The sequence below is a fragment of the Pseudomonas sp. P1_F1_2 genome, from assembly GCF_056405815.1.
This window is the reverse complement of the sequence record NZ_JBFUBK010000030.1, coordinates 19,109-38,703: the sequence shown is the minus strand read 5'-3', so window position 1 is coordinate 38,703 and position 19,595 is coordinate 19,109. Positions and strand designations below refer to the sequence as shown.

General features: G+C 59.4%; 25 protein-coding genes. 23 read left to right on the top strand and 2 right to left on the bottom strand.

From position 1 onward, the window contains the following. The first annotated feature begins 24 nt into the window (after positions 1–24). From AC1D2P_RS11605 to AC1D2P_RS11560, 10 genes are all read left to right on the top strand, one after another. Positions 25–282 carry a hypothetical protein gene (locus tag AC1D2P_RS11605; protein ID WP_258668137.1) on the top strand — a complete coding sequence of 86 codons (258 nt, stop codon included), beginning with the start codon at positions 25–27 and terminating at the stop codon, positions 280–282. A gap of 100 nt (positions 283–382) precedes the next feature. Further along, positions 383–877, top strand: coding sequence for a RadC family protein (gene radC, locus AC1D2P_RS11600; protein ID WP_258668136.1), 495 nt, complete (start codon positions 383–385; stop codon positions 875–877). Between the two features lie 77 nt (positions 878–954). Continuing rightward, positions 955–1,674, top strand: coding sequence for a DUF5983 family protein (locus AC1D2P_RS11595; RefSeq protein WP_258668323.1), 720 nt, complete (start codon positions 955–957; stop codon positions 1,672–1,674). A 110-nt stretch (positions 1,675–1,784) separates the two neighbouring features. After that, the gene (gene pilL2, locus AC1D2P_RS11590; RefSeq protein WP_258668135.1) at positions 1,785–2,312 is read left to right on the top strand and encodes a PFGI-1 class ICE element type IV pilus protein PilL2; all 528 of its coding nucleotides are present in this window, start codon (positions 1,785–1,787) and stop codon (positions 2,310–2,312) included. After that, entirely contained in the window at positions 2,309–2,980 is a 672-nt protein-coding gene (locus AC1D2P_RS11585; RefSeq protein ID WP_258668133.1) for a chemotaxis protein, read from the top strand. The genes pilL2 and AC1D2P_RS11585 overlap by 4 nt, the downstream gene beginning before the upstream one ends. A gap of 9 nt (positions 2,981–2,989) precedes the next feature. Further along, positions 2,990–3,709 carry a TIGR03759 family integrating conjugative element protein gene (locus tag AC1D2P_RS11580; RefSeq protein WP_258668132.1) on the top strand — a complete coding sequence of 240 codons (720 nt, stop codon included), beginning with the start codon at positions 2,990–2,992 and terminating at the stop codon, positions 3,707–3,709. Next, positions 3,691–4,239, top strand: coding sequence for a lysozyme family protein (locus AC1D2P_RS11575; protein WP_258668131.1), 549 nt, complete (start codon positions 3,691–3,693; stop codon positions 4,237–4,239). The genes AC1D2P_RS11580 and AC1D2P_RS11575 overlap by 19 nt, the downstream gene beginning before the upstream one ends. After that, positions 4,236–4,751 carry an integrating conjugative element protein gene (locus AC1D2P_RS11570; RefSeq protein ID WP_258668130.1) on the top strand — a complete coding sequence of 172 codons (516 nt, stop codon included), beginning with the start codon at positions 4,236–4,238 and terminating at the stop codon, positions 4,749–4,751. The genes AC1D2P_RS11575 and AC1D2P_RS11570 overlap by 4 nt, the downstream gene beginning before the upstream one ends. A 9-nt stretch (positions 4,752–4,760) precedes the next feature. After that, on the top strand, positions 4,761–6,866 hold the full coding sequence (traD, locus tag AC1D2P_RS11565) for a type IV conjugative transfer system coupling protein TraD (protein ID WP_258668129.1): 2,106 nt from the start codon (positions 4,761–4,763) through the stop codon (positions 6,864–6,866). A gap of 85 nt (positions 6,867–6,951) precedes the next feature. Next, entirely contained in the window at positions 6,952–7,683 is a 732-nt protein-coding gene (locus AC1D2P_RS11560) for a TIGR03747 family integrating conjugative element membrane protein (protein ID WP_258668128.1), read from the top strand. A 288-nt stretch (positions 7,684–7,971) separates the two neighbouring features. On the opposite strand, the gene AC1D2P_RS11555 is transcribed toward AC1D2P_RS11560, so the two are convergent. Beyond that, a complete protein-coding gene (locus tag AC1D2P_RS11555; protein WP_258668126.1) occupies positions 7,972–8,343 on the bottom strand; it encodes a histone-like nucleoid-structuring protein, MvaT/MvaU family in 372 nt (123 codons plus the stop codon). Between the two features lie 307 nt (positions 8,344–8,650). On the opposite strand from AC1D2P_RS11555, the gene AC1D2P_RS11550 reads away from it, so the two are divergent. From AC1D2P_RS11550 to AC1D2P_RS11510, 9 genes are read left to right on the top strand one after another with little or no spacing between them, the layout of a single operon-like run. Continuing rightward, on the top strand, positions 8,651–8,986 hold the full coding sequence (locus AC1D2P_RS11550; protein WP_258668125.1) for an integrative conjugative element protein, RAQPRD family: 336 nt from the start codon (positions 8,651–8,653) through the stop codon (positions 8,984–8,986). Beyond that, complete coding sequence (locus tag AC1D2P_RS11545; protein WP_258668124.1) at positions 8,983–9,222, top strand: TIGR03758 family integrating conjugative element protein; 240 nt, start codon at positions 8,983–8,985, stop codon at positions 9,220–9,222. The genes AC1D2P_RS11550 and AC1D2P_RS11545 overlap by 4 nt, the downstream gene beginning before the upstream one ends. Positions 9,223–9,238: 16 nt before the next feature. Continuing rightward, entirely contained in the window at positions 9,239–9,610 is a 372-nt protein-coding gene (locus AC1D2P_RS11540; RefSeq protein ID WP_060738069.1) for a TIGR03745 family integrating conjugative element membrane protein, read from the top strand. A gap of 7 nt (positions 9,611–9,617) precedes the next feature. Next, positions 9,618–10,031, top strand: coding sequence for a TIGR03750 family conjugal transfer protein (locus AC1D2P_RS11535; RefSeq protein WP_258668122.1), 414 nt, complete (start codon positions 9,618–9,620; stop codon positions 10,029–10,031). Beyond that, entirely contained in the window at positions 10,028–10,669 is a 642-nt protein-coding gene (locus tag AC1D2P_RS11530) for a PFL_4703 family integrating conjugative element protein (RefSeq protein ID WP_258668121.1), read from the top strand. The genes AC1D2P_RS11535 and AC1D2P_RS11530 overlap by 4 nt, the downstream gene beginning before the upstream one ends. Next, the gene (locus tag AC1D2P_RS11525) at positions 10,666–11,478 is read left to right on the top strand and encodes a TIGR03749 family integrating conjugative element protein (protein WP_477757556.1); all 813 of its coding nucleotides are present in this window, start codon (positions 10,666–10,668) and stop codon (positions 11,476–11,478) included. Before AC1D2P_RS11530 ends, AC1D2P_RS11525 begins: the two co-directional genes overlap by 4 nt. Beyond that, complete coding sequence (locus AC1D2P_RS11520) at positions 11,468–12,985, top strand: TIGR03752 family integrating conjugative element protein (RefSeq protein ID WP_477757555.1); 1,518 nt, start codon at positions 11,468–11,470, stop codon at positions 12,983–12,985. Before AC1D2P_RS11525 ends, AC1D2P_RS11520 begins: the two co-directional genes overlap by 11 nt. Continuing rightward, a complete protein-coding gene (locus AC1D2P_RS11515; RefSeq protein WP_477757554.1) occupies positions 12,948–13,364 on the top strand; it encodes a TIGR03751 family conjugal transfer lipoprotein in 417 nt (138 codons plus the stop codon). Before AC1D2P_RS11520 ends, AC1D2P_RS11515 begins: the two co-directional genes overlap by 38 nt. Beyond that, complete coding sequence (locus AC1D2P_RS11510) at positions 13,364–16,117, top strand: conjugative transfer ATPase (RefSeq protein WP_477811437.1); 2,754 nt, start codon at positions 13,364–13,366, stop codon at positions 16,115–16,117. Before AC1D2P_RS11515 ends, AC1D2P_RS11510 begins: the two co-directional genes overlap by 1 nt. 44 nt (positions 16,118–16,161) lie before the next feature. On the opposite strand, the gene AC1D2P_RS11505 is transcribed toward AC1D2P_RS11510, so the two are convergent. Beyond that, complete coding sequence (locus AC1D2P_RS11505) at positions 16,162–16,416, bottom strand: LasR-specific antiactivator QslA (protein WP_477757552.1); 255 nt, start codon at positions 16,414–16,416, stop codon at positions 16,162–16,164. A gap of 153 nt (positions 16,417–16,569) precedes the next feature. Here AC1D2P_RS11505 and AC1D2P_RS11500 point away from each other — a divergent pair, with 153 nt between their 5' ends. The 4 genes from AC1D2P_RS11500 (at position 16,570) to AC1D2P_RS11485 (ending at position 19,589) form a co-directional block, all read left to right on the top strand. Then, positions 16,570–16,824, top strand: coding sequence for a helix-turn-helix domain-containing protein (locus AC1D2P_RS11500; RefSeq protein WP_103408630.1), 255 nt, complete (start codon positions 16,570–16,572; stop codon positions 16,822–16,824). Between the two features lie 117 nt (positions 16,825–16,941). After that, positions 16,942–17,898, top strand: a complete 957-nt coding sequence (locus AC1D2P_RS11495) for a TIGR03756 family integrating conjugative element protein (RefSeq protein WP_477757551.1) — start codon at positions 16,942–16,944, stop codon at positions 17,896–17,898. After that, positions 17,895–19,277 (top strand): integrating conjugative element protein, encoded by a 1,383-nt coding sequence (locus tag AC1D2P_RS11490; RefSeq protein WP_477811436.1) that lies wholly within the window; start codon positions 17,895–17,897, stop codon positions 19,275–19,277. The genes AC1D2P_RS11495 and AC1D2P_RS11490 overlap by 4 nt, the downstream gene beginning before the upstream one ends. Before the next feature lie 3 nt (positions 19,278–19,280). Continuing rightward, the gene (locus tag AC1D2P_RS11485) at positions 19,281–19,589 is read left to right on the top strand and encodes a hypothetical protein (protein WP_477757549.1); all 309 of its coding nucleotides are present in this window, start codon (positions 19,281–19,283) and stop codon (positions 19,587–19,589) included. Positions 19,590–19,595 lie beyond the last annotated feature (6 nt).

Genomic DNA, 19,595 nt, shown 5'->3' with positions numbered 1-19,595 from the left:
TTCAATCCGCACAGGAGAACCGACATGGAATCCTTCTGGCTTTGCGACGACTGCCTGTTCGCGGCTGCGTACGAGGACTACGGCATGTTATCGCTGTACCACTCGGATGATGAGGTAGAACAACGCATTACCGCGATACAACGTGGGCTGGTGCGGTTGATGCCCATCAGTGCCGACTTCGATCCCGAAACCGGCCGGGGAATAAGAGCCTTCTCCTCATCGCCCTGCGACGGCTGTGGTTCACCCCTACACGGTCAACGCCATCGATTCACTCGGCTGTAAACAGCGCGCCATCGGCTATCGCCCGCGACACTCTATCCACCTCGGGGACACCACTCCCCTCGGGCGTGTACCCCTGATTGTTCCCTTCGGAGGTACCACCATGAGCATCCAACTCACACTGATTGAAACCTCGGATTTCGAGGCTGATCGTATCGTCCAAGAAAACCAGCTGATCGACGACGCGCTGCATATTCTGGATCGTCGGCTGTTCACTCGCGGCCCCAACCTGACATCACCTGACACCGTGGCCTCATACCTAAAACTGCACCTTGTACAACAGGAGCATGAAGTCTTCGGTGTGATCTTTCTCGATGCCCAGCACCGGGTGCTGGCGTTCGAAGTCCTCTTTCACGGCAGCATTGATGGCGCCAGCGTTTACCCCCGCCAAGTCGTTAAGCGCTCCCTCGCGCATAACGCTGCGGCCGCCATTTTTGTTCACAACCACCCCTCAGGTTGTACGGAACCCAGCCAGGCGGATCGCGTCTTGACCGCACGGCTGAAGGAGGCCTTGGCCTTGATCGAAGTGCGCCTACTGGATCACTTCATCGTGGGTGAAGGTCGTCCTCTCTCCCTTGCCGAATATGGCTGGCTTTAACCCTCACAGGCGTCTTCGGGCGCCTTGTTCATTTTCATCCAGGAGAACTCTCATGCCCCACACCCCAAGCCCCAACCCTGCTGGCAGCTTCAAACCCATTTGCTGGCGGCTACGACAACCTTCATATCGAACGGCTGCTGCAGATCACCTACGAAGACGACTGCCCTCCCTGCTTTCGACCCGTACACGACTCACAAGCCCATCTGCCCGACGATGAGCTGCAGCTGTTCCCCTGTCTGTTCAATGACGATTTCGCCTTGATCAGCGAAGGCCAATCCATTTCGGAGGGGTTGGATGACCGCTGCCAATCCACCGGCCTGGTGCGCCAAGTGATCTACGCCGTGATGGGCGAAGTGCTCAGCGAGCGGCATCACGTCGGCGACCTGTACTCCCTGGAAGAAGCCCAAGCCATGGTCCATCGCTTGAACTTCGAAACGGGACACTACAGTCGAGCCTGGGAGATCAGTACCGCACACCTTCCCGATGAAGCGATGCTGTGTCTGGAGGCGTGGGTCAGTCACTCGGCTCCGAGGCAAACCGGCCTCTTGTTCGAGCTGTTCACGTTGCCAGACTGCGGCGGCATCGGTTGCAAACTAATCGGCACGCCATGGACGGACGACAACTTACAGAACATTGAGGGCCAGCCTTATTCAAGCCTCAAACAAGAGCAACTCGACGCCGGCACGCCGGAAGCCTTGGTCGAAGTGCTGTACCTCGCGGCATTGGCGGATGTCCGATTGTTAATTTTCGACCCCGACGCTGCCGTTTTGGATGGGCTCGCGATTTTTTATGAGTAGCAACGTGTTCTGTTCTGCTTTTACACGACACGTCTTGAATCAACTTTCTCGCTGAATCGCTCCTTCACCTCATGTCAGGTTCTGCACTGAATCTGACATGAGGTTTTTCCATGGAGCGTTTTTTCACGCCTGTCTGCTTGCTGGGTTTGTTGAGTGCCTGCACCGCGCATGTCCACAATACATTGCCGACCGATCCAGACATCGACAGTAGTTCCAATCGGACCCAGTTCTCGACGGATCATCCGGCAGAACTCCGCTATGGCCGCTATACGCTGGTCAGCACCGAGCCCACCACGGAACAACGCGATCTTCTGGCGCAAATCATTGAAGTGAGTATCCCGTCCAGCCTGAGCCCTTCGGTGCAGGAGGCGTTGCAGCACGTATTGCAGCGCTCGGGCTATTCGCTCTGTCCAGTTTCCGCGTCCGTAAGGGTGCTCTTTACTCGCCCCCTGCCCGCGGCCCATTACCGGCTCGGCCCGATCTCTTTGCGCCGCGCGCTGCAAGTGCTGGCTGGCCCCGCCTGGCAACTCACGACCGATGAAGTCAGCCGTTCGGTCTGCTTCGAACAGCAGAAAACGGATGCCGGCGTCGCGCTGATCACACCCGTCTCGCCCCTTCAGTTGGAGGCGCGTCCATGAAAGCCTCAACGTTTCAAACCCTCATTGTCGGCTTACTTTGCCTAGCGTTCGCTGGGCTGAGCGGCGGTTTGTATAACCAGTATCAGCGCGTGGCCGAACTGCAGAACATGAACACGCAATACCAACAAACCCTGGACACCCTGCAACGTGGTTCAAACGCCCTCAAGGATGCACAGGAGAAACTGCAGTACGCGCTGAAAGACCTGAAGCAGATGGTCGATACTGGTGAGCAACAGGCCAATACCCTCGATCCCATGCTGGATCAATGGGCGCAAGAAATACAGGAACTGCGCGACGGTCTGACAGCCCGCGCCACCGCAGCGGACATGACAGCGCTACGCACGCGCCTTGAGCAAGTCGAGCAACAGCTCCTGGAGCTCAAGACCCAGCCATCAACTCCACCATCGACGTCTTCCACGGCCAAGCCGAAACAGACCGCTCACCCCAAACCCGTCCCGCTCTCGCCGCCGTTTTCAGTGTTGAGTGTCGAGTCCCGCGGTGGTGAGCGCTTTCTGGCGGTCGCTCCTCATGACAGTCGCTCGCTCATGGATGTTCGGCTGCTGCATATCGGCGAGCAGCTCGGAACTTGGCACCTGAAAGTGCTGGAACCGAACTCAGCCATCTTCACAGTGGCCGCTCAGCCAGACCAAACCGTGCACCTCCCTTGAGAAGCGATCATGAACAGAGCGCTACTGCCCGCCGTCGTCTGTCTCGTTTCTCTACTTACCACGGGCGCTGCGATTGGCAACCCTGTCGCGACACACTCACGGATCCAGGACACGCTGTCTTCTCCCCTGGGGCGCTCTCATTCTGAACAGGCTGCAAGCTGGGGTCTAACGGAGCAGGAGTGGACGCGCTTCGAACAGATCCAAGCCGGCCCGCGCGGTTTCTGGAGCCCGAACCTCGACCCGTTGACCGCACTCGGAGTCGAGGCCGAAACCGACCAAGAGCGCCAGCGCTATGCCCAATTACAGGTAGCGCTTGAAGCCAAACGCGCCCAGCGAGAGTTGGCCTATCAAAACGCTTACACCGCGGCCTGGGCCAAGCTGTTTCCCGGGTTGCTGCCGATCCAGGGCAAGGCATCCCCGGCCCCTACCAACTCTGCGGTCGCGTTGCGCCAAGCCCTGTTTGTGGAGGACCACTGCCCGGCGTGCACTGCCGAAGCGCAGCGTCTGCAAAGCAGTGATACGGCGTTCGATGTCTACCTGGTGGGCAGCCAAGGCGAGGATGAACGCGTGCGTAGCTGGGCTCGGCAAGCAGACATCGATCCGGCCAAGGTGCAACGCCGGCAGATCACCCTTAACCATGACCGTGGACGCTGGTTCAGCCTGGGGGCCCCGGGGCCATTACCCGTCACGTTCCAGCAGGTGAATGGACAATGGCAACGCCTCGACTAAGCGGTATAGCGCTCCTGCTGACGGTACTCGCCGTCCAGGCGGACGAACTTCCGCCGCCTGCCTACCAACTGGCGGCGCATGACGCCGACATCCCTTCTACGGTGCTGTTCGCGATTGCCCTGCAGGAGAGCGGTATCCGCGTCCGTGGTCAATTGCTGCCCTGGCCCTGGACCCTGAACATCGCCGGAATACCCTACCGCTTCGCCACTCGCCAGGCCGCCTGTCACGCCTTGCTTCAGGCGCTCGCCCGGCATGACGCCAAGCGGGTCGATGTCGGTCTTGGACAAACCAACCTGGGTTACCACGGGCAACGTTTTTCCAGTCCCTGCGAAGCCCTCGATCCCTACCGAAATCTCGCCGTCACCGCCGCGCTGTTGCAGGAGCATCACGCCGCCACCGGTGATTGGGTGTCAACTGCCGGACGCTATCACCGCCCGGCCGGAGGAGCGCCCGCCGCGCGTTACCGCGCAGGTTTTTCCCGGCAACTCGAACGGTTGCTGGTTTCCTTCGAACAGGGCACATCGCCATGAAGCGCAGATCCCTTACCTGCTATTTCCTCCTGCTCTTGGCACCTTTCGCCCAGCCGGAACTAACCATAGCTGGGGGGCAGCCTAGCGACTTCACCCGGCCCCATTATCAAGTTTCCAGACCGCCCATAAACAACAAGCCCCAACCTGATCGGGCCATGCATGCGGACCTGTCCACGTTTGCCGATGAAGCCTGGATACTGCCCGTCCGCAGCTCTCACTTGAGCCCCGGCCCGATCACGTCCCGCGCCCTGAGCATGCCGGGATTGCAGCCATTTTTCCTGGTCGGTGACGATCCCCAATCACTGGCTTGGTTGCGTCACCGTGCGGCTGAACTGCAGGAAATAGGCGCGGCTGGCCTCGCCGTCGAAGTGGCCGATACTGAAGCCCTGTCCCGGATTCGTGCAGCCGCTCAGGGCATCACCATCCTGCCGGTCAACGGCAACGACATCGCCACCCGCCTGCAGATTGAGCACTACCCCGTCTTGATCACCGCCACCTCACTGGAACAGTGAGTCCAGATCATGGCCGAGCATGCGATGGAGTCCAAGCTCCGGCCAGCGGTGGAGCTGTACACCGTAGCAATCTGCATCGCCGCCGCGGTGTTGTGCGTGTACTCGCCCTGGGCGGTGGCGCTGTCACCCGAGATCGGCCTGATAGCGGCACTGGCCTATGCCCTGTTCGGCCTGATCCGCCTGCGACAAGCCTGGGAGGTGCTGCGCTATCGGCGCAATATCCGCCGGCTGCCCCGCTACGAACTGACCAGCCGGCAGATTCCGGTCAGCCGCAAACGTCTGTTCATGGGCCGCGGCTTTCGCTGGACCCGTCTGCACACCCAGCGCTTGGTCGAGGCCCAGGATCCGGCTGTCGCTCACTATGTCGACCAACCGACCCGTTACCGCCTGGCCCGTGGACTCGAACGTCGCCTGGAACATGCACTGTTTCCGTTCTCGACACTGGCCCGTGTCACGGCTTGGGACAGCGCCTTCAATCCGCTGCGCCCTTTGCCCCCGGTAGGCGGCTCACCATTGCTGCATGGGGTCGAGCCCGACGAAACGGAAGTTAGTCTGCCGCTGGGCGAACGGGTCGGACACACCCTGGTGTTGGGCACGACCCGTGTCGGCAAGACGCGACTCGCCGAGGTGTACATCACCCAGGACATTCATCGCATCGAACATGAGGTGGTCATCGTCTTCGATCCGAAGGGCGATGCCGACTTGCTCAAACGGATGTACGTTGAAGCCAAGCGGGCCGGTCGGGAAAAGGAGCTCTATGTGTTCCATCTAGGCTGGCCAGAGATCTCCGCTCGTTACAACGCCGTGGGACGCTTCGGGCGTATCTCGGAAGTGGCGTCACGCATCGCCGGGCAGCTCAGCGGCGAAGGTAACTCCGCGGCCTTTCGCGAGTTTGCCTGGCGTTTCGTCAACATCATCGCCCGTGCCCTGATCGAGTTAGGCCGGCGTCCGGACTACCTGCAGATCCAACGGCATGTGGTCAACATCGACGCACTGTTCATCGAGTACGCCCAGCAGTTTTTCGCCAAGACCGACCCGAAGGCGTGGGAGGTGATCGTTCAGCTTGAAGGCAAGCTCACCGAGAAGAACATCCCCCGGCATATGATCGGGCGCGAAAAGCGTGTGGTGGCCATTGAGCAGTACCTGGCGGTGAAGCGGGTATTTGATCCGGTGCTGGATGGACTGCGTTCGGCGGTACGATATGACCGTACTTACTTCGACAAAATCGTTGCCTCACTACTGCCGCTGCTGGAAAAACTCACCACCGGCAAGACCGCCCAGTTACTGGCCCCCAACTACACCGATTTAGATGACCCGCGGCCAATCTTCGACTGGATGCAGATCATCCGAAAACGCGGCATCGTCTACGTCGGTCTGGATGCGCTGACCGACGCCGAGGTGGCCGCCGCTGTGGGCAACTCCATGTTCGCCGACTTGGTCTCGGTCGCCGGACACATCTACAAACACGGCATCGACCATGGCCTGCCCCAATCGGGTAACAACAGTGACAAGTTGCCGATCAACCTGCACGCCGATGAATTCAACGAGTTGATGGGTGATGAATTCATCCCGCTGATCAATAAGGGCGGCGGTGCCGGTATCCAGGTAACCGCCTACACCCAGACCCTCAGCGATATCGAGGCGCGAATCGGTAATCGCGCCAAGGCCGGCCAGGTGATCGGCAACTTCAACACCCTGCAGATGCTGCGGGTGCGCGAAACCGCCACCGCTGAACTGCTTACCCAGCAGTTGCCCAAGGTCAACGTGCTGACCAAGACCCTGGTGTCAGGTGCGATCGACACCTCCGATCCAGAATCCAACACGGATTTCACTTCGTCCTCACAGGACCGCGTCAGCAGTACCAACGTGCCGCTGATCGAGCCTGCTCACATCGTCAGCTTGCCCAAGGGGCAAATGTTTTCCTTCCAGACCGGTGGGCAGCTCTGGAAAGTCCGCATGCCGTTGCCCAAACCCTCCAACGACGACGCCATGCCCAAGGATCTACAGGAGCTCACTCAACGGATGCGGGCGGTTTACAACGAGCAGGCGGGGCAATGGTGGAGCGCAAGCGGTGGTGGGCCAACAATTGACTTCGATTTAGAACAGGTGGGGTAACCCTGACTTAGGTTTAAATTCAGCAAGCACACCTTCGGAAAGCGCCGTGACGGCATCAACTCTGCGGCGCGCAATGGAGTGAACGATGGCGACTTCCACACATAACACGCCGCCACAACCGATCCAGCGCCCAGGATTAATCGTCTCGGCGATTGGCTTGGTTTTACGCATTATCGGTGTACTGATCGCCTCGTTGCTGTTCTCGATCCTGATCGAGTTTGCAGGCCTACTGCTGTTCTGGGGCGATCAGGGCTGGCGGCACAGCCAGGCCATGCTGACCAATGAACTGGACTGGCTTAGCGAACACTTCAAATCTTCACTCATCCTCCAGCAGCCTGGGCAAACGATCATCCAGGTACTGGATTTTCTCAATCAGTGGTTGTTGGTCAAGACCGGCTTTGCAGATTTTGCCCAGCAGGCGCGGGTGGCGAGCCAGGGCGACGGCTTCTGGGAGTGGATCAACCAGTTCTACGTAACCATTGAGGATTTCGTGCTGGCGGCTGTGTATGTGACCTTTACCTTCGTGGTGCGCCTAACCATTCTGGTCCTGGCCATCCCCCTGTTTCTGCTGGCCATGTTCACTGGATTTGTTGATGGACTGATGCGCCGGGACCTACGTAAATTTGGCGCAGGGCGAGAAAGTAGCTTTGTCTACCATCGAGCTAAACGAGCCGTGATACCACTGCTGATCGTGCCCTGGGTTATCTACTTGTCCCTACCCTTTTCGTTCAATCCTATGGCTGTGTTTTTCCCTTGTGCTGTGATGCTCGGCATCATTACGGCAATCACGGCAACGACATTCAAGAAGTATCTCTGATTCGGAAAAACCAGTTTTTTCTTTACATGTCCCGATGCCAGGATAGTTATCTAGCGACCGAAAACTGACACACCATACGAATGCAAATAAAGCTGCTAGAGGTCGTCCTCGACTCCCACTATGGATTAGAGCATCAGATAAAAATGTAGGCTTCCAAGATTTGGGGGAATATCAAGAATCTAACCACCAATTAAACTGGTGCAGGACTGGGTCAAGACTTGCACTCTTGACTTATAATTCTCACCAATAAAAAAGGGCCCTTACAGGCCCCTGATCATCAAACCGATCTTACTGAGTACGCCACGAGTCAACAACGTCTGCGCCAAACTCGACTTCCCACTCTTTCAGTTGTCGATGATTTCCTCCCTTGGTTTCGATCACCTCACCAGAGTTTGGGTTCTTGTAAATCTTCACTTCGCGAGCCTTACGGACTGCCCTTACGGGGGCAGCTATTGGTGTCGAGGTACGACGACCAGCTTCTGGATCCAGGATGCCAATGATGTTCTTCAAGCTGAAGCCGTACTCGCCAAGCAACGCACGTAGTTTGCTCTCAAATTCCATTTCTTTTTTCAGACCGGAGTCACTTTTCATCGACTCGAGCTCTGCGAGCTGTTCGGCCAGTTGTTGTTCAAGCTTGCGAAATTCAGCCAAACGAGACATGTGAAACTTCCTTCAGGTTAGGAAAATTAGAAGTGAACGCCCCCATGCTAAGCGATGATTGACTCTTCGTCACCCATACGCCCTTCAAGTAGAAGTAAATCCACTCATTGCCTTATAAGCAACACATTATTAATGGGGAAGGATTGTTAGACTGGGCTCTCTTTTTCACCCAATCGATTGCTGGCGTATGCGTGGGTAAATTTTTCCCGCTCGCCTCCAAAAAAGCGATACATCCCATCTCGCGTTTAATACTGAGTAACTCAACCGCTAACTTGATGCTGGCTCCACCTCCACATGGACCAGCATCATGTCGACTACCGTCTTTCGTTGCTTTTTACTCCTTTCACTGGCCATCGCTCATGGCAGCGGCTATGCCGCATCAGCGGATGAGCAGATACGGCTCAGCATGGTTCAGCAGCAGCTCGACAATATCGAACGCCTTGCGACGCAAACTGAGTTAGCCAATACGACTGAACAAAACGAACGCTATCGCTTCGACTATCCCCGACTGATCCAGGACATTAAGCGCATCCGTCACGGAGTGCAGGGCTACCTGTTCCCTTCCCGTGCTCAACCCCGCGATCCCGCTGAATTGGTCGGTGATTACCGCCTCGACACGCTGCCCCCGGAGTCCTCGCCATGAGCATGACTGACGCTCAGATCGCAGCATTCCAAAACGCCTCCGGCTTCGCACCGCAGAGTAGTTCAACGCTCTGGCTATCCCTGGTTCTCGTTCTGGCTTTGCTTTGGTGCGCCTGGGTGATGTGGACGGCTTACCGAAGTTGGGCGGTCGGCAGCGTGCGCTTCGGCGCCTTCGGTGGCAGCGCTGCGCGCGTCTTGCTCGCCCTAATCGTCCTAATCTTCTTCACCCTGTCCTAACCAGGAGATCGCCGTCATGCTCAAGTGCCTTGCCCCCCTGAAAAACAACCTGCGTGATCGTGCCAGCCAGCGCTTGATCGGTCTGCTGCTGGTGCTCGGTCCAAGCCTGGCTTTTGCCGAACTCCCCACCATGGAAGCCCCTTCGCGTGGCGAAGGATCTGGGTTGATCGAAACAATCAAAAACTACGCCTATGACGGCGGCATCCTGCTCGGTTTGCTGATCGCCCTGCTCGCTTTTCTCGGCGTGGCTTGGCACTCGCTGACCGTCTATGCCGACGTACAGAATCAGCGCAAGACCTGGAAGGATCTCGGCGCTGTGGTCGGTATCGGCGCCCTGTTGGTGGTGATTATTATCTGGTTTTTGACCAAAGCTGCCGCGATTCTGTGAGGTCGACATGAAAGACACTATCGAACGCCTGGCTGACGGCACCTTGGTCTTTCTCCCAGAGCGACTCAATCGTGATCCCGCCGTATTGCGAGGGTTGACCAATGATGAGATGTGGGTAGCACTCGGCACCGGCGCCGTCATTGGCCTACTGCTGGGCGTTCCTCTAGCGATTGCCACCGCCTCCATGGCCATAGCGCCGACTGGCATGATCGCAGGCATGACGGTGGTGTTATTGGCCGGTGGCACGCTACTGCGCCGGACCAAACGGGCTCGCCCCGAGACCTGGTTGTACCGCAAACTCGAATGGGTACTGGCCAGCCGTTGGCGCCTGGGTCGCGGCAGTCTGATCCTCCACTCAGGCGCCTGGACGGTCCGCCGTTCACGTCGGCTGCGTCCTGCCCTGTCTCGGTGGCAACCATGAGTCGCTTTCGGAACAAGGTGGACGCCCAACAGGCCCATATCTTTAGCCTGCGTCTGGCGGTAATGATCCTTGCCCTAGTCTGCGCCGGGCTCTGGTTTGGCTGGCGCTCGGCGCCGACCGATCTGACCGTGCATGTCCCCCCGGATCTGCGCTCGGGCAGCACGCGCAAGTGGTGGGATATCCCCTCAGAGAATGTGTATGCCTTTGCCTTGTACATCTTTGGTCAGCTCAACCGCTGGCCCTCGGATGGCGAGCAGGACTATCGCCGCGCCATCTATGGCTTGCAGTCCTACCTGACACCCGCCTGCAAGGCCTTCCTCGACGGTGACTACGAGTACCGCAAGGCCGCCGGCGAGTTGCGCCAGCGGGTGCGTGGCGTCTACGAAATTCTGGGCCGCGGCTACAGCGAAGATCCGGAACTCAGGGTCAAGCAACTCGACCGCGACAGCTGGCTGGTCAAGCTCGACCTCAACGCCGATGAGTATTACGCCGCCGAACCGGTAAAACGGGTGGTGGTGCGCTATCCATTGCGCGTGGTGCGTTTTGACCTGGATCCCGAGCGCAACAAGTGGGGGCTGGCGCTGGACTGCTACCAGGGCACTCCGCAAAAAATCTTCCTGCCTGGAGGTGAACCATGAAGCGGATGTCGACCCTGGGACTCACCGTCGCACTAACGCTGTGGGGAGTCGCGGCACAGGCCGTCGAGCTGATGCATTGGGAACGCCTCCCCCTCGCGGTCCCGCTGGTGATCAATCAGGAGCGGGTGGTCTTTGTCGATGAGGCTGTTCGCGTCGGCGTGCCCTCAACCTTGACGGGCAAGCTGCGCGTGCAATCCACCGGCGGCACGCTGTACCTGCGCGCGTCGGAAGCCATTGCCCCGACCCGACTGCAACTGCAATCGGTCGCGACGGGTGAGATCATCCTGCTGGATATCGCGACCACGCCCGGCGATCAACCGCTGGAGCCTGTGCGTATTCTCAAGCATGCTCCGGTGCAGGCTGCCGAGGCAGAATCTAGCACCGCCCCTGTTCAAGAACGTACGCCGATCCCGGTCGCGTTGACCCGCTATGCCGCACAGAGCCTGTACGCGTCGATGCGCACCGTAGAATCCCTACCCGGCGTAAGCCGCGTACCGCTCAAGCTGCGCAGCGAACTGCCGACCTTGCTGCCGACCGAAAACGTGTCCAGCACGCCCATCGCCGCCTGGCGACTCGGTGATTACTGGGTGACGGCGGTGAAGTTGCGCAATCGTGGTCCAGCGACGGTGCAACTCGATCCGCGCCGGCTTCAGGCCAAGCTGTTCGCCGCCGCCTTCCAGCATGCTTTCCTCGGGCCGGTCGGCAGTGCCGAAGACACTACGATCGCCTATCTCGTCACTCGCGGTGCCGGCCTCGAACAAGCGGTGCTGCTCCCGCCCGTTGCGCGAGGTGCTGACGATGAAAGCTAACGCCTTGCTCAAATGGCTGGTACCGGCGGCGCTACTGGCCGTGGTGTTGATCATCCTGAAAACTTGGGTCGCGGGTGGTAGCACGCCCTCTCCAGAGAACCCAGTTGATCAGGGCAACATTCAGTTATCCGCCGAGCAAGCCAAGTCGCTCGGCATTGCTGGCGATACCCCACGCGATACGGTCGCCACCCTGGTCGGGCAGGTGAAGGCCATGCGCAGCGACATGCTCGGTTTGAAGAAACACAATGACTCACTGCAGACGGAAAACAACCGCCTACGCGAGCGGGAAAACAGTGTCGATTCGCGTATCCAGACCGCGCTTGGCAGTGCGACCCAGCAGGTCGACGAAGGCCGCCGCCAAGCCAACGAGGCCCGACTCAAAGCGGAACAAGACAGTCGTCAGGCTCGCAGCCTGCTGACGCAATTGCAGGAACAGTTGTCGGGGCTGGCTGGCAAAAGCAAGGACATGCCGATCGGATTGGGGCTTGAGCCCGGCGAAGGCGCTCAGTTCGAAGGGCGACACTCTACCAAGGATGCGCTGCAGTGGATTGAACCCTCGGATGCTCCGTCCACCGACGCCAGAGGCAAAACCACGACTTCCTCCGCACTGAGCCTGCCTACCGCTTTCAACTCTCTGGAAGGCTTGAAAGACAACGCGATTGATCGCAGCCAGAAACAGCTACGTGCAGTTACCAAGGGTGAGCGCGACTTGACGCGATCCGTTGATCGTACCGAAGGCGCGAAGCCGGTCTACACGATCCCCGAAAACGCGACATTGATGGGCTCGGTCGCCATGACCGCGCTGATCGGCCGAGTCCCGGTGGACGGCACCGTGAATGACCCCTATCCCTTCAAGGTGCTGGTCGGTCCGGAGAACCTGACTGCCAACGGCATCGACCTGCCGGACGTCGCGGGAGCCGTGATGAGCGGTACGGCGTCCGGTGACTGGACCCTGTCTTGCGTACGCGGACAGGTCGAGTCGATCACCTTTGTGTTTACCGATGGCACCATCCGCACGGTGCCTCAGCCGAAGGCGGTAGCCAGCCGCACTGCCTCCACCACCCAGAGCTCAAACACCGACAAGATCCGCGGTGGACTCGGTTACCTGTCCGATCCGTATGGCATTCCTTGCATTGCCGGCGAGCGCCGCTCGAACGCCCAGCAGTATCTCGGCAGCCAGAGTCTGATCACTGCGGCCGGCGCGGGTGTCGCTGCCTTGCTCGGGAATGAGCAAAACAACAGCAGCGTGATCAGTTCGGGCGGCAGTACGCTCGGGGTCACTAGTAGCACGGGTAACAGCGCGTTGAATTCAATCCTCAGTGGTGGGGTCAGCGACATCCGCGAGTGGGTGAACAAGCTGTATGGCGAGGCTTTTGCTGCCGTGTACGTGCCACCGGCCGCACCGGTCGCGCTGCACCTCGACCATGAGATCACCATCGACTACGAGCCCAAGGGCCGGAGCGTTCGCCATGAAAAAGACCATGCCTCCCTGCCTGATCTGGATTAGCTTGTTCTGCTGGGTCCTGACGGGGTGTTCCACCGACAAGGAGACGCTTCTGCCCCATGGCGAGCAAACCATGCTGGACATCTGGAACAGCGCCGGTTCGCAAGGCACTCAGCAGCAACTGCTGGATGCTCGGCAGCAGTTACGCCGCCCGCTGGTCCAGGCAGATTTCTCCGCCTCACTCCAAGAACCGTACACGCGCACAGCGACGAACGAGATCCGAAATTTGTTCCCTCGCCTGCCCAACCCCGATCTGGTGCTGTACGTGTATCCGCATTTGAGTGGTACCGAGCAGGCACCCATCCCGGGTTACTCGACCGTCTTTCCGTTCTACCAACGGGTGCAGTACGCGTTGCCGGGTGAACGTCAGGAAGACTTGTAGTGCGTACCGGCGATTCGGGCAACCGCACTCCTGCGTGGAAAGCCTGGCGCCACCCATTGCGCCCGCGCGCCACCTTGGCCGATGACGCGGCACTCTATGCGCATAACCCCAGCTTCACCGATCACCTACCGTGGGTCGAGTACCTCGACACCGAGCAGTGTTTTCTGCTCGATGACAATCGTTCGGTGGGTGCGGTGTTCGAGTTGCTGCCCATTGGCACCGAAGGGCGCGAACCCGATTGGCTGATGGCAGCCCGCGATGCCCTCGAGGATGCTCTGCAGGATAGCTTTGACGAGCTGGATCAAGCGCCGTGGGTGGCGCAGTTTTTCTGCCAGGACGACAACGACTTCACCCCCTACCTGACCCGGCTCACCGATTATATCCAGGACAGCGCGCGAGGCACGGTCTTCACCGAGGCGTATTTGGAGCTTAGCCGCCGTCATCTGAAGGCCATCGCCAAGCCCGGTGGTCTGTTTGAGGATAAAGTGGTGACGCGCCTGCCCTGGCGTGGCAATAACCGTCGGGTGCGCCTGGTGGTCTATCGCTGGCTCGAGTCTGGCGATGAGGAGACGGGACTCAGCCCAGTGCAATCCCTGCATCAGGCTTGCGAACGTATTGCGGCTTCGTTGCAGGCATGCGGGGTGCAATCGAGGCGAGTCGATGGCCGAGGTCTGTATGCCTGGCTGCTGCCCTGGTTCAATCCGGCCCCCACGCTCACCGATGAAGCACCCGAGGAGTTCTACCGCCGCGTAGTCTATCCGGAGCCGGGCGATGGCGAGTCGCTGGAACTGCCCTTCGATCACGACTTTGCCGAGCGGCTGTTCTTCAACGAACCGCGCTCGGATGTGCAATGCGGACTCTGGTTTTTCGACGATCAGCCCCACCGGGTGATGATGGTGGACAAACTGCGGCGGGCACCCTTGATTGGCCAACTCACCGGCGAAACCCATAAGGGCGATGCGGTGAACGCACTGTTCGACCAGTTACCCGAAGGTACGGTGATGAGTCTGACCTTGGTGGTCAAACCGCAGGATGTACTTGAGGAGCAGTTGAACCGCCTGGCCCGCAAGGCCATCGGTGAAAACCTGGCCTCGACCCAGACCCGTCAGGATGTCGAAGAGGCTCGCGCGATCATCGGCCGCCAGCACAAGCTGTACCGGGGCACCCTGGCGTYTTACGTGCGCGGTCACGATGAGCAGCAATTGCACCAGCGCTCGGTCAGCCTGGCCAACGCGCTGCTGGGTGCGGGGTTGCAACCGGTACGCGAAGGCGATGAAGTCGCCGCCTGCAACAGTTACCTGCGTTGGCTACCGATGGCTTACAACCCGGCCCGCGACACGCGCAACTGGTACACGCGGCTGATGTTCGCCCAGCACCTGGCGAATCTGATTCCGGTGTGGGGCCGCAGCACCGGCACCGGCCACCCGGGTATCACCCTGTTCAATCGTGGAGGCTCGCCGTTGAGTTTTGATCCGTTGTCACGCCTGGACAGGGCCATGAACGGTCATCTGCTGTTGTTCGGTCCCACCGGTGCCGGCAAGTCGGCCACCCTGGTCACCCTGCTGATGCAGGTCATGGCCGTGTACCGCCCTCGCCTGTTTATCGTCGAGGCCGGCAACTCATTCGGTTTGCAGGGCGACTACCTCGCGACACAGGGCCTGTCGGTCAACAAGGTCCAATTGAAGCCTGGCGCCTCGGTCAGTCTCGCCCCGTTCGCCGATGCCTGGCGCCTGGTCGAACAGCCGGATCAGGTGGCGAGTCTGTCGATCGGAGAGCTGGACGATGAGGCGGTAGCCGGTCGCGAAGACCAGCGCGACGTGCTCGGCGAACTGGAAATCACCGCTCGCTTGATGATCACCGGCGGCGAGGCCAAGGAAGAGGCGCGCCTGAGTCGAGCCGATCGCAGCCTGATTCGCGAGTGCATTCTCGATGCGGCGCAGACCTGTGTCGCAGCGAACCGCCAGGTGCTGACCCGCGACGTGCGCGACGCGTTGCTGCGTGTCGCCGCCGACCCGCATTTGCCGGAGAAGCGTCGTGAGCGTGCCCAGGAAATGGGCGAGTCCATCGACCTGTTTTGCCAAGGTTTCGAGGGTGAACTGTTCGATCGCGAGGGCACGCCTTGGCCCGAGAGCGATGTGACCATTGTCGATCTCGCCACTTACGCTCGCGAAGGCTATGAGGCACAAATGTCCATCAGCTACATCAGCCTGATGAACACCGTGAACAACCTTGCCGAGCGCGACCAGTACCTGGGCCGACCGATCATCATGGTCACTGACGAAGGTCATATCATCACCAAGAACCCATTGCTGGCGCCATTCGTGGTCAAGGGCACGAAGATGTGGCGCAAGCTCGGCGCTTGGTTCTGGCTGGCGACGCAAAACCTTGCCGACTTTCCCACTGCCGCGCAGACCATGCTCAACATGATCGAATGGTGGATTTGTTTGAACATGCCGCCCGCGGAAATCGAAGAGATCGCACGGTTCAAGAAACTCACGCCGGCACAGAAAGCCTTGCTGCTCTCTGCCAGTAAGGAGCCGGGTAAATACACTGAGGGGGTCGTGCTATCGAAGAAGCTCGAAACGCTGTTTCGGGCCGTGCCGCCCAGTCTTTACCTCGCCCTGGCCATGACGGAGCCCGAGGAAAAAGCCGAGCGCTGGACACTGATGCAGAACATTGGCTGTTCGGAGTTGGAAGCCGCTTACTGGGTAGCTGAACGGATCGATAGAGCGCGAGGCATAGAACCCGCCTAGGGAAATCTATTCAGGTATCGCGCTCTAAAGCGAGTGACAGGTTATTACGATGCGCCTTGAAGCCGCTGCTGAATCCTCAACAAGAATCCGGCTTCAAAAGCATCTTGGCAATCACCGACAGGAAAGGTCTTGCGTGTTTGCGCCAGCTCCCACCACAGTGGAATCTCACCGGGCGTATCAAGCCAAGCCTGGGCGCATTGCACGCCACGCTCGATCATCGGAGCAAATTCGTTGCCCCAAGGTGTCAGAAGACTTGGGCAACCATCCGCCGCAGGAATTGAAATGTAGTTTTCGTCCATACACACCCTAGATGTCTGATTTTATTGTTAGACGCTGGACTCAGCCTGGAAATAACGAAACAAAATGAACGTTCGGCACCAAATGCCCTAGATCAATACCAATGTAGACTATATCCCGTGGATTGAGAGTCCCTCAAGGCGCAATTTGCGCGCATGACTCAAGACTACGAACAGCTGCGTCTGCAACTGGCGGAAAACATCCGCTTGATGCGACGTATAAAGAACCTTACCCAAGAGCAGTTGGCGCTCATGGCCGAGGTCGATCGTACCTACGTCAGTCAAATCGAACGATGCACGGGCAATCCGTCGTTGATGGTCCTGTGCAAACTCGCCAATATTCTCGAAATCACAACGGCTCAGCTACTCACCGAGCCAGACGCCCTTCGCCGTGCGCTGAGCATCGAATAGCCACCTTGTCGCCCTGCAAATCCTTGCAAACCGACAACGCCAGCTTCAGCTTTATCACTGACGGTGTACGTTCAATCATTCAACGTGTCCAGGTCATTAGCCCAAAGAGCCTGGATCATGCCTGTCGTATGCCCGTCAATTACACTCCAGAAGCTACGACCTTTGGCGCTGAGCATTCTGCTGGCATCCGGCCCAAGCATGGCGCTGGACACCGGCAGCATCACGTCCTCGGTGTTGTCGCCAAATTGCCTCGCCTACAGGGTCGTCGGCATTTGTTACTGGCTGCTCTGCACGCCCTTCGGCTGCACAGTCAAAACCTCGACCAAGGTGCGTCATTTCATTCCTGAACTCGTGGTCTCGAGCTACGCCACTACCGGCAATAACCCATGGACCGAGATGGCCTCCCTCTCCTCTCCCATCAGCGGTGCGGAAGGTGGCGGCAACCTGATTACGCCGAACACCCAGCGCAACAACCTGCCCCGTTTCAAGAACGTCGATGGCATCGGCCACCCCGGTGGCTGGGCCGCCACTCAACTGGCCTCGCATTCCGGCTACGCCTGCGCCAGCGGCGCTACTGCGTTCATGCCCTACTACCTGAGCACCCTGGACTCGCTGGCCTGGCGCCATGGCATACCGGAAAGTCTTTACCCCGAGTCGCTCATGCCGGGGATCCGTGAAATCGGTCGGCAGGCCTTGGGAAACATGTGGGGCAACGTCTACCCCCGGCAGGGTTTTCTGGTACAGCCCGATGATTTCAAGGCGGCCGCGGTGATGGCGCAACGGGCCGGCGATGTCATCACCCGTAACGGGCAACCACATGTGTACTTCCCGCTCACACCCGCACCACGCGACGGCTACTGGCCGCCGGGTCCGATCGTTGAAAACGATGCTTCAACCCACAAATGGCAGTTGCTCTCCCCCCAGATTCAGCCCACGTGTGCCATCTTCCCCAGCGATCCGGTGCAGAGTGCTGATGGCGGCTACGCCTGGGCGCTGTGGCGCCCCTATAGCTGTTGCAAACGTGAGGGACAGACCTTTCTGTTCAGTATCGACTTCGAAGGCGGTGCATCATGAGTCGGCTTTGCGCGCGATCATGGTTGGGCGTGATGAGCCTGTTGCTCTGTGGACTGCTCGCCATGGCCACTCATGCCCACGCCGCCGAGGGCGATTACCGCCTGGGTACTCAAGGCGAAGTACTCGACGACCGAGTCATGTACACCATTGGTGGCGGCTCGGCAGTCGGCTCACCGAGTTCGCTCTACCGCCCCAGTGGTCTCGGTGTCGGTGGGTCCTGGCGAGCGAACATGATGTGCGGAAACATGAGCCTCACCAACACCCTGCAAAACCAGCTGAACGGCGTCACTGAAGGTTTCCAGCAGATCATGGGCAGCATCGTGCAGAACGCGACCCAAGCCGTGATGTCGCTGCCAGCGTTGATCATTCAGCGCGCCAACCCCGGCCTCTATGAGTTGTTGAGCAACGGGGTGATGCAGGGACGTATCGACTTCGACCGCTCCAAGCTGACCTGCCAGTCCATGGCCGAAAAGATGGCGGACAACGTCGGTCAAGCCGGCTGGGGTGCGCTGGCCAAGAACCAGGAGATGCAGAGTAATCTGGAGCAAATCGGCGGTGACGCAGTGGCCACGGTGAAAAATACCGAGTCCCAAAACGGCAACAATGGGGTGTCCTGGGTCGGAGGTTCGAAGGCTGGTGGGAATGGGCAGACACCCATTCGGGTGACCTCCGACGTAGTGCGCGCGGGCTATAACTTGCTGCATAACCGGAAGGTGGATGACAGTACCTCGATCAGTAGCAGCGACTGTTTGGGTGGAGCCATTTGCCAGACATGGGCTTCGCCCCAGGAGGAATCCGAATGGGCCGTTCGGGTATTGGGCGAGAGCGAAGTCGCGACCTGCAACAGCTGCGAAACTTTGCGCGCTACCGCCGGCAGCGGGCTGACGCCGCTGATCCAGGAGGCCTATAGCGAACGCCTAAAGGCTCTGCAAGGGTTGCTGTCCGGCTCACTGCCGCCTACCCCTGACAACCTGGCTAAAGCCTCCAGTTCAATGCTGCCGGTGACCCGTGGCGTGATCGAAGCCTTGCGCGACGATCCCGACCAGGATCTGCTGGCGCGACGCCTGGCCAGCGAGACGGCCCTATCCAGCGTACTCGATAAGGCGCTCCTGCTACTCCGCACCCTGCTGGCAGGCAGTCACGAACCGAACATCGCTTCCGCCGAGCCGGCCCAGACAGCCTTGACGAAAAATRTCGACGCCCTGGAGCGCGAAATACGTCTGCTACAAACCGAGCTGCAGGTCCGGCAGATGCTCGCCACCAATACCGCCAGCCTAGTGCTCGATCGACATGCGGGTGGTGCCGATGCTTCGCGTACCGTCGAGCAAGGCGACCCTGAGCCGGGCCGACTCAATGATGCTGACGCTAGGCGCAAGTGAGCCATGAAACGCTCACCGCTATTCACTCTGCTTTCAGGTCTGGGGATTGCCGCGGTGATGATCCTGACCGCCGCACTGGTCGCCTGGATCGGCCGCACTGCACTGGGTAGTTTCGAGGTCTGGCAGCAGGCATTCGAATCCGCACGACCTTATCTGCGGTTGTGGCGTGCCCTGCTCTACGCCGCCCTCTTTGCGCTCTGGTGGGATCTGCTTCGGCGCTACCGACATCGACCACAGGATCGACTGCGTGTGCAGCGCATCGGAGCATTAGGGCTCGTGCTCTTTACCTGCGTCGAACTCACCCGACTGTGAGGTCAC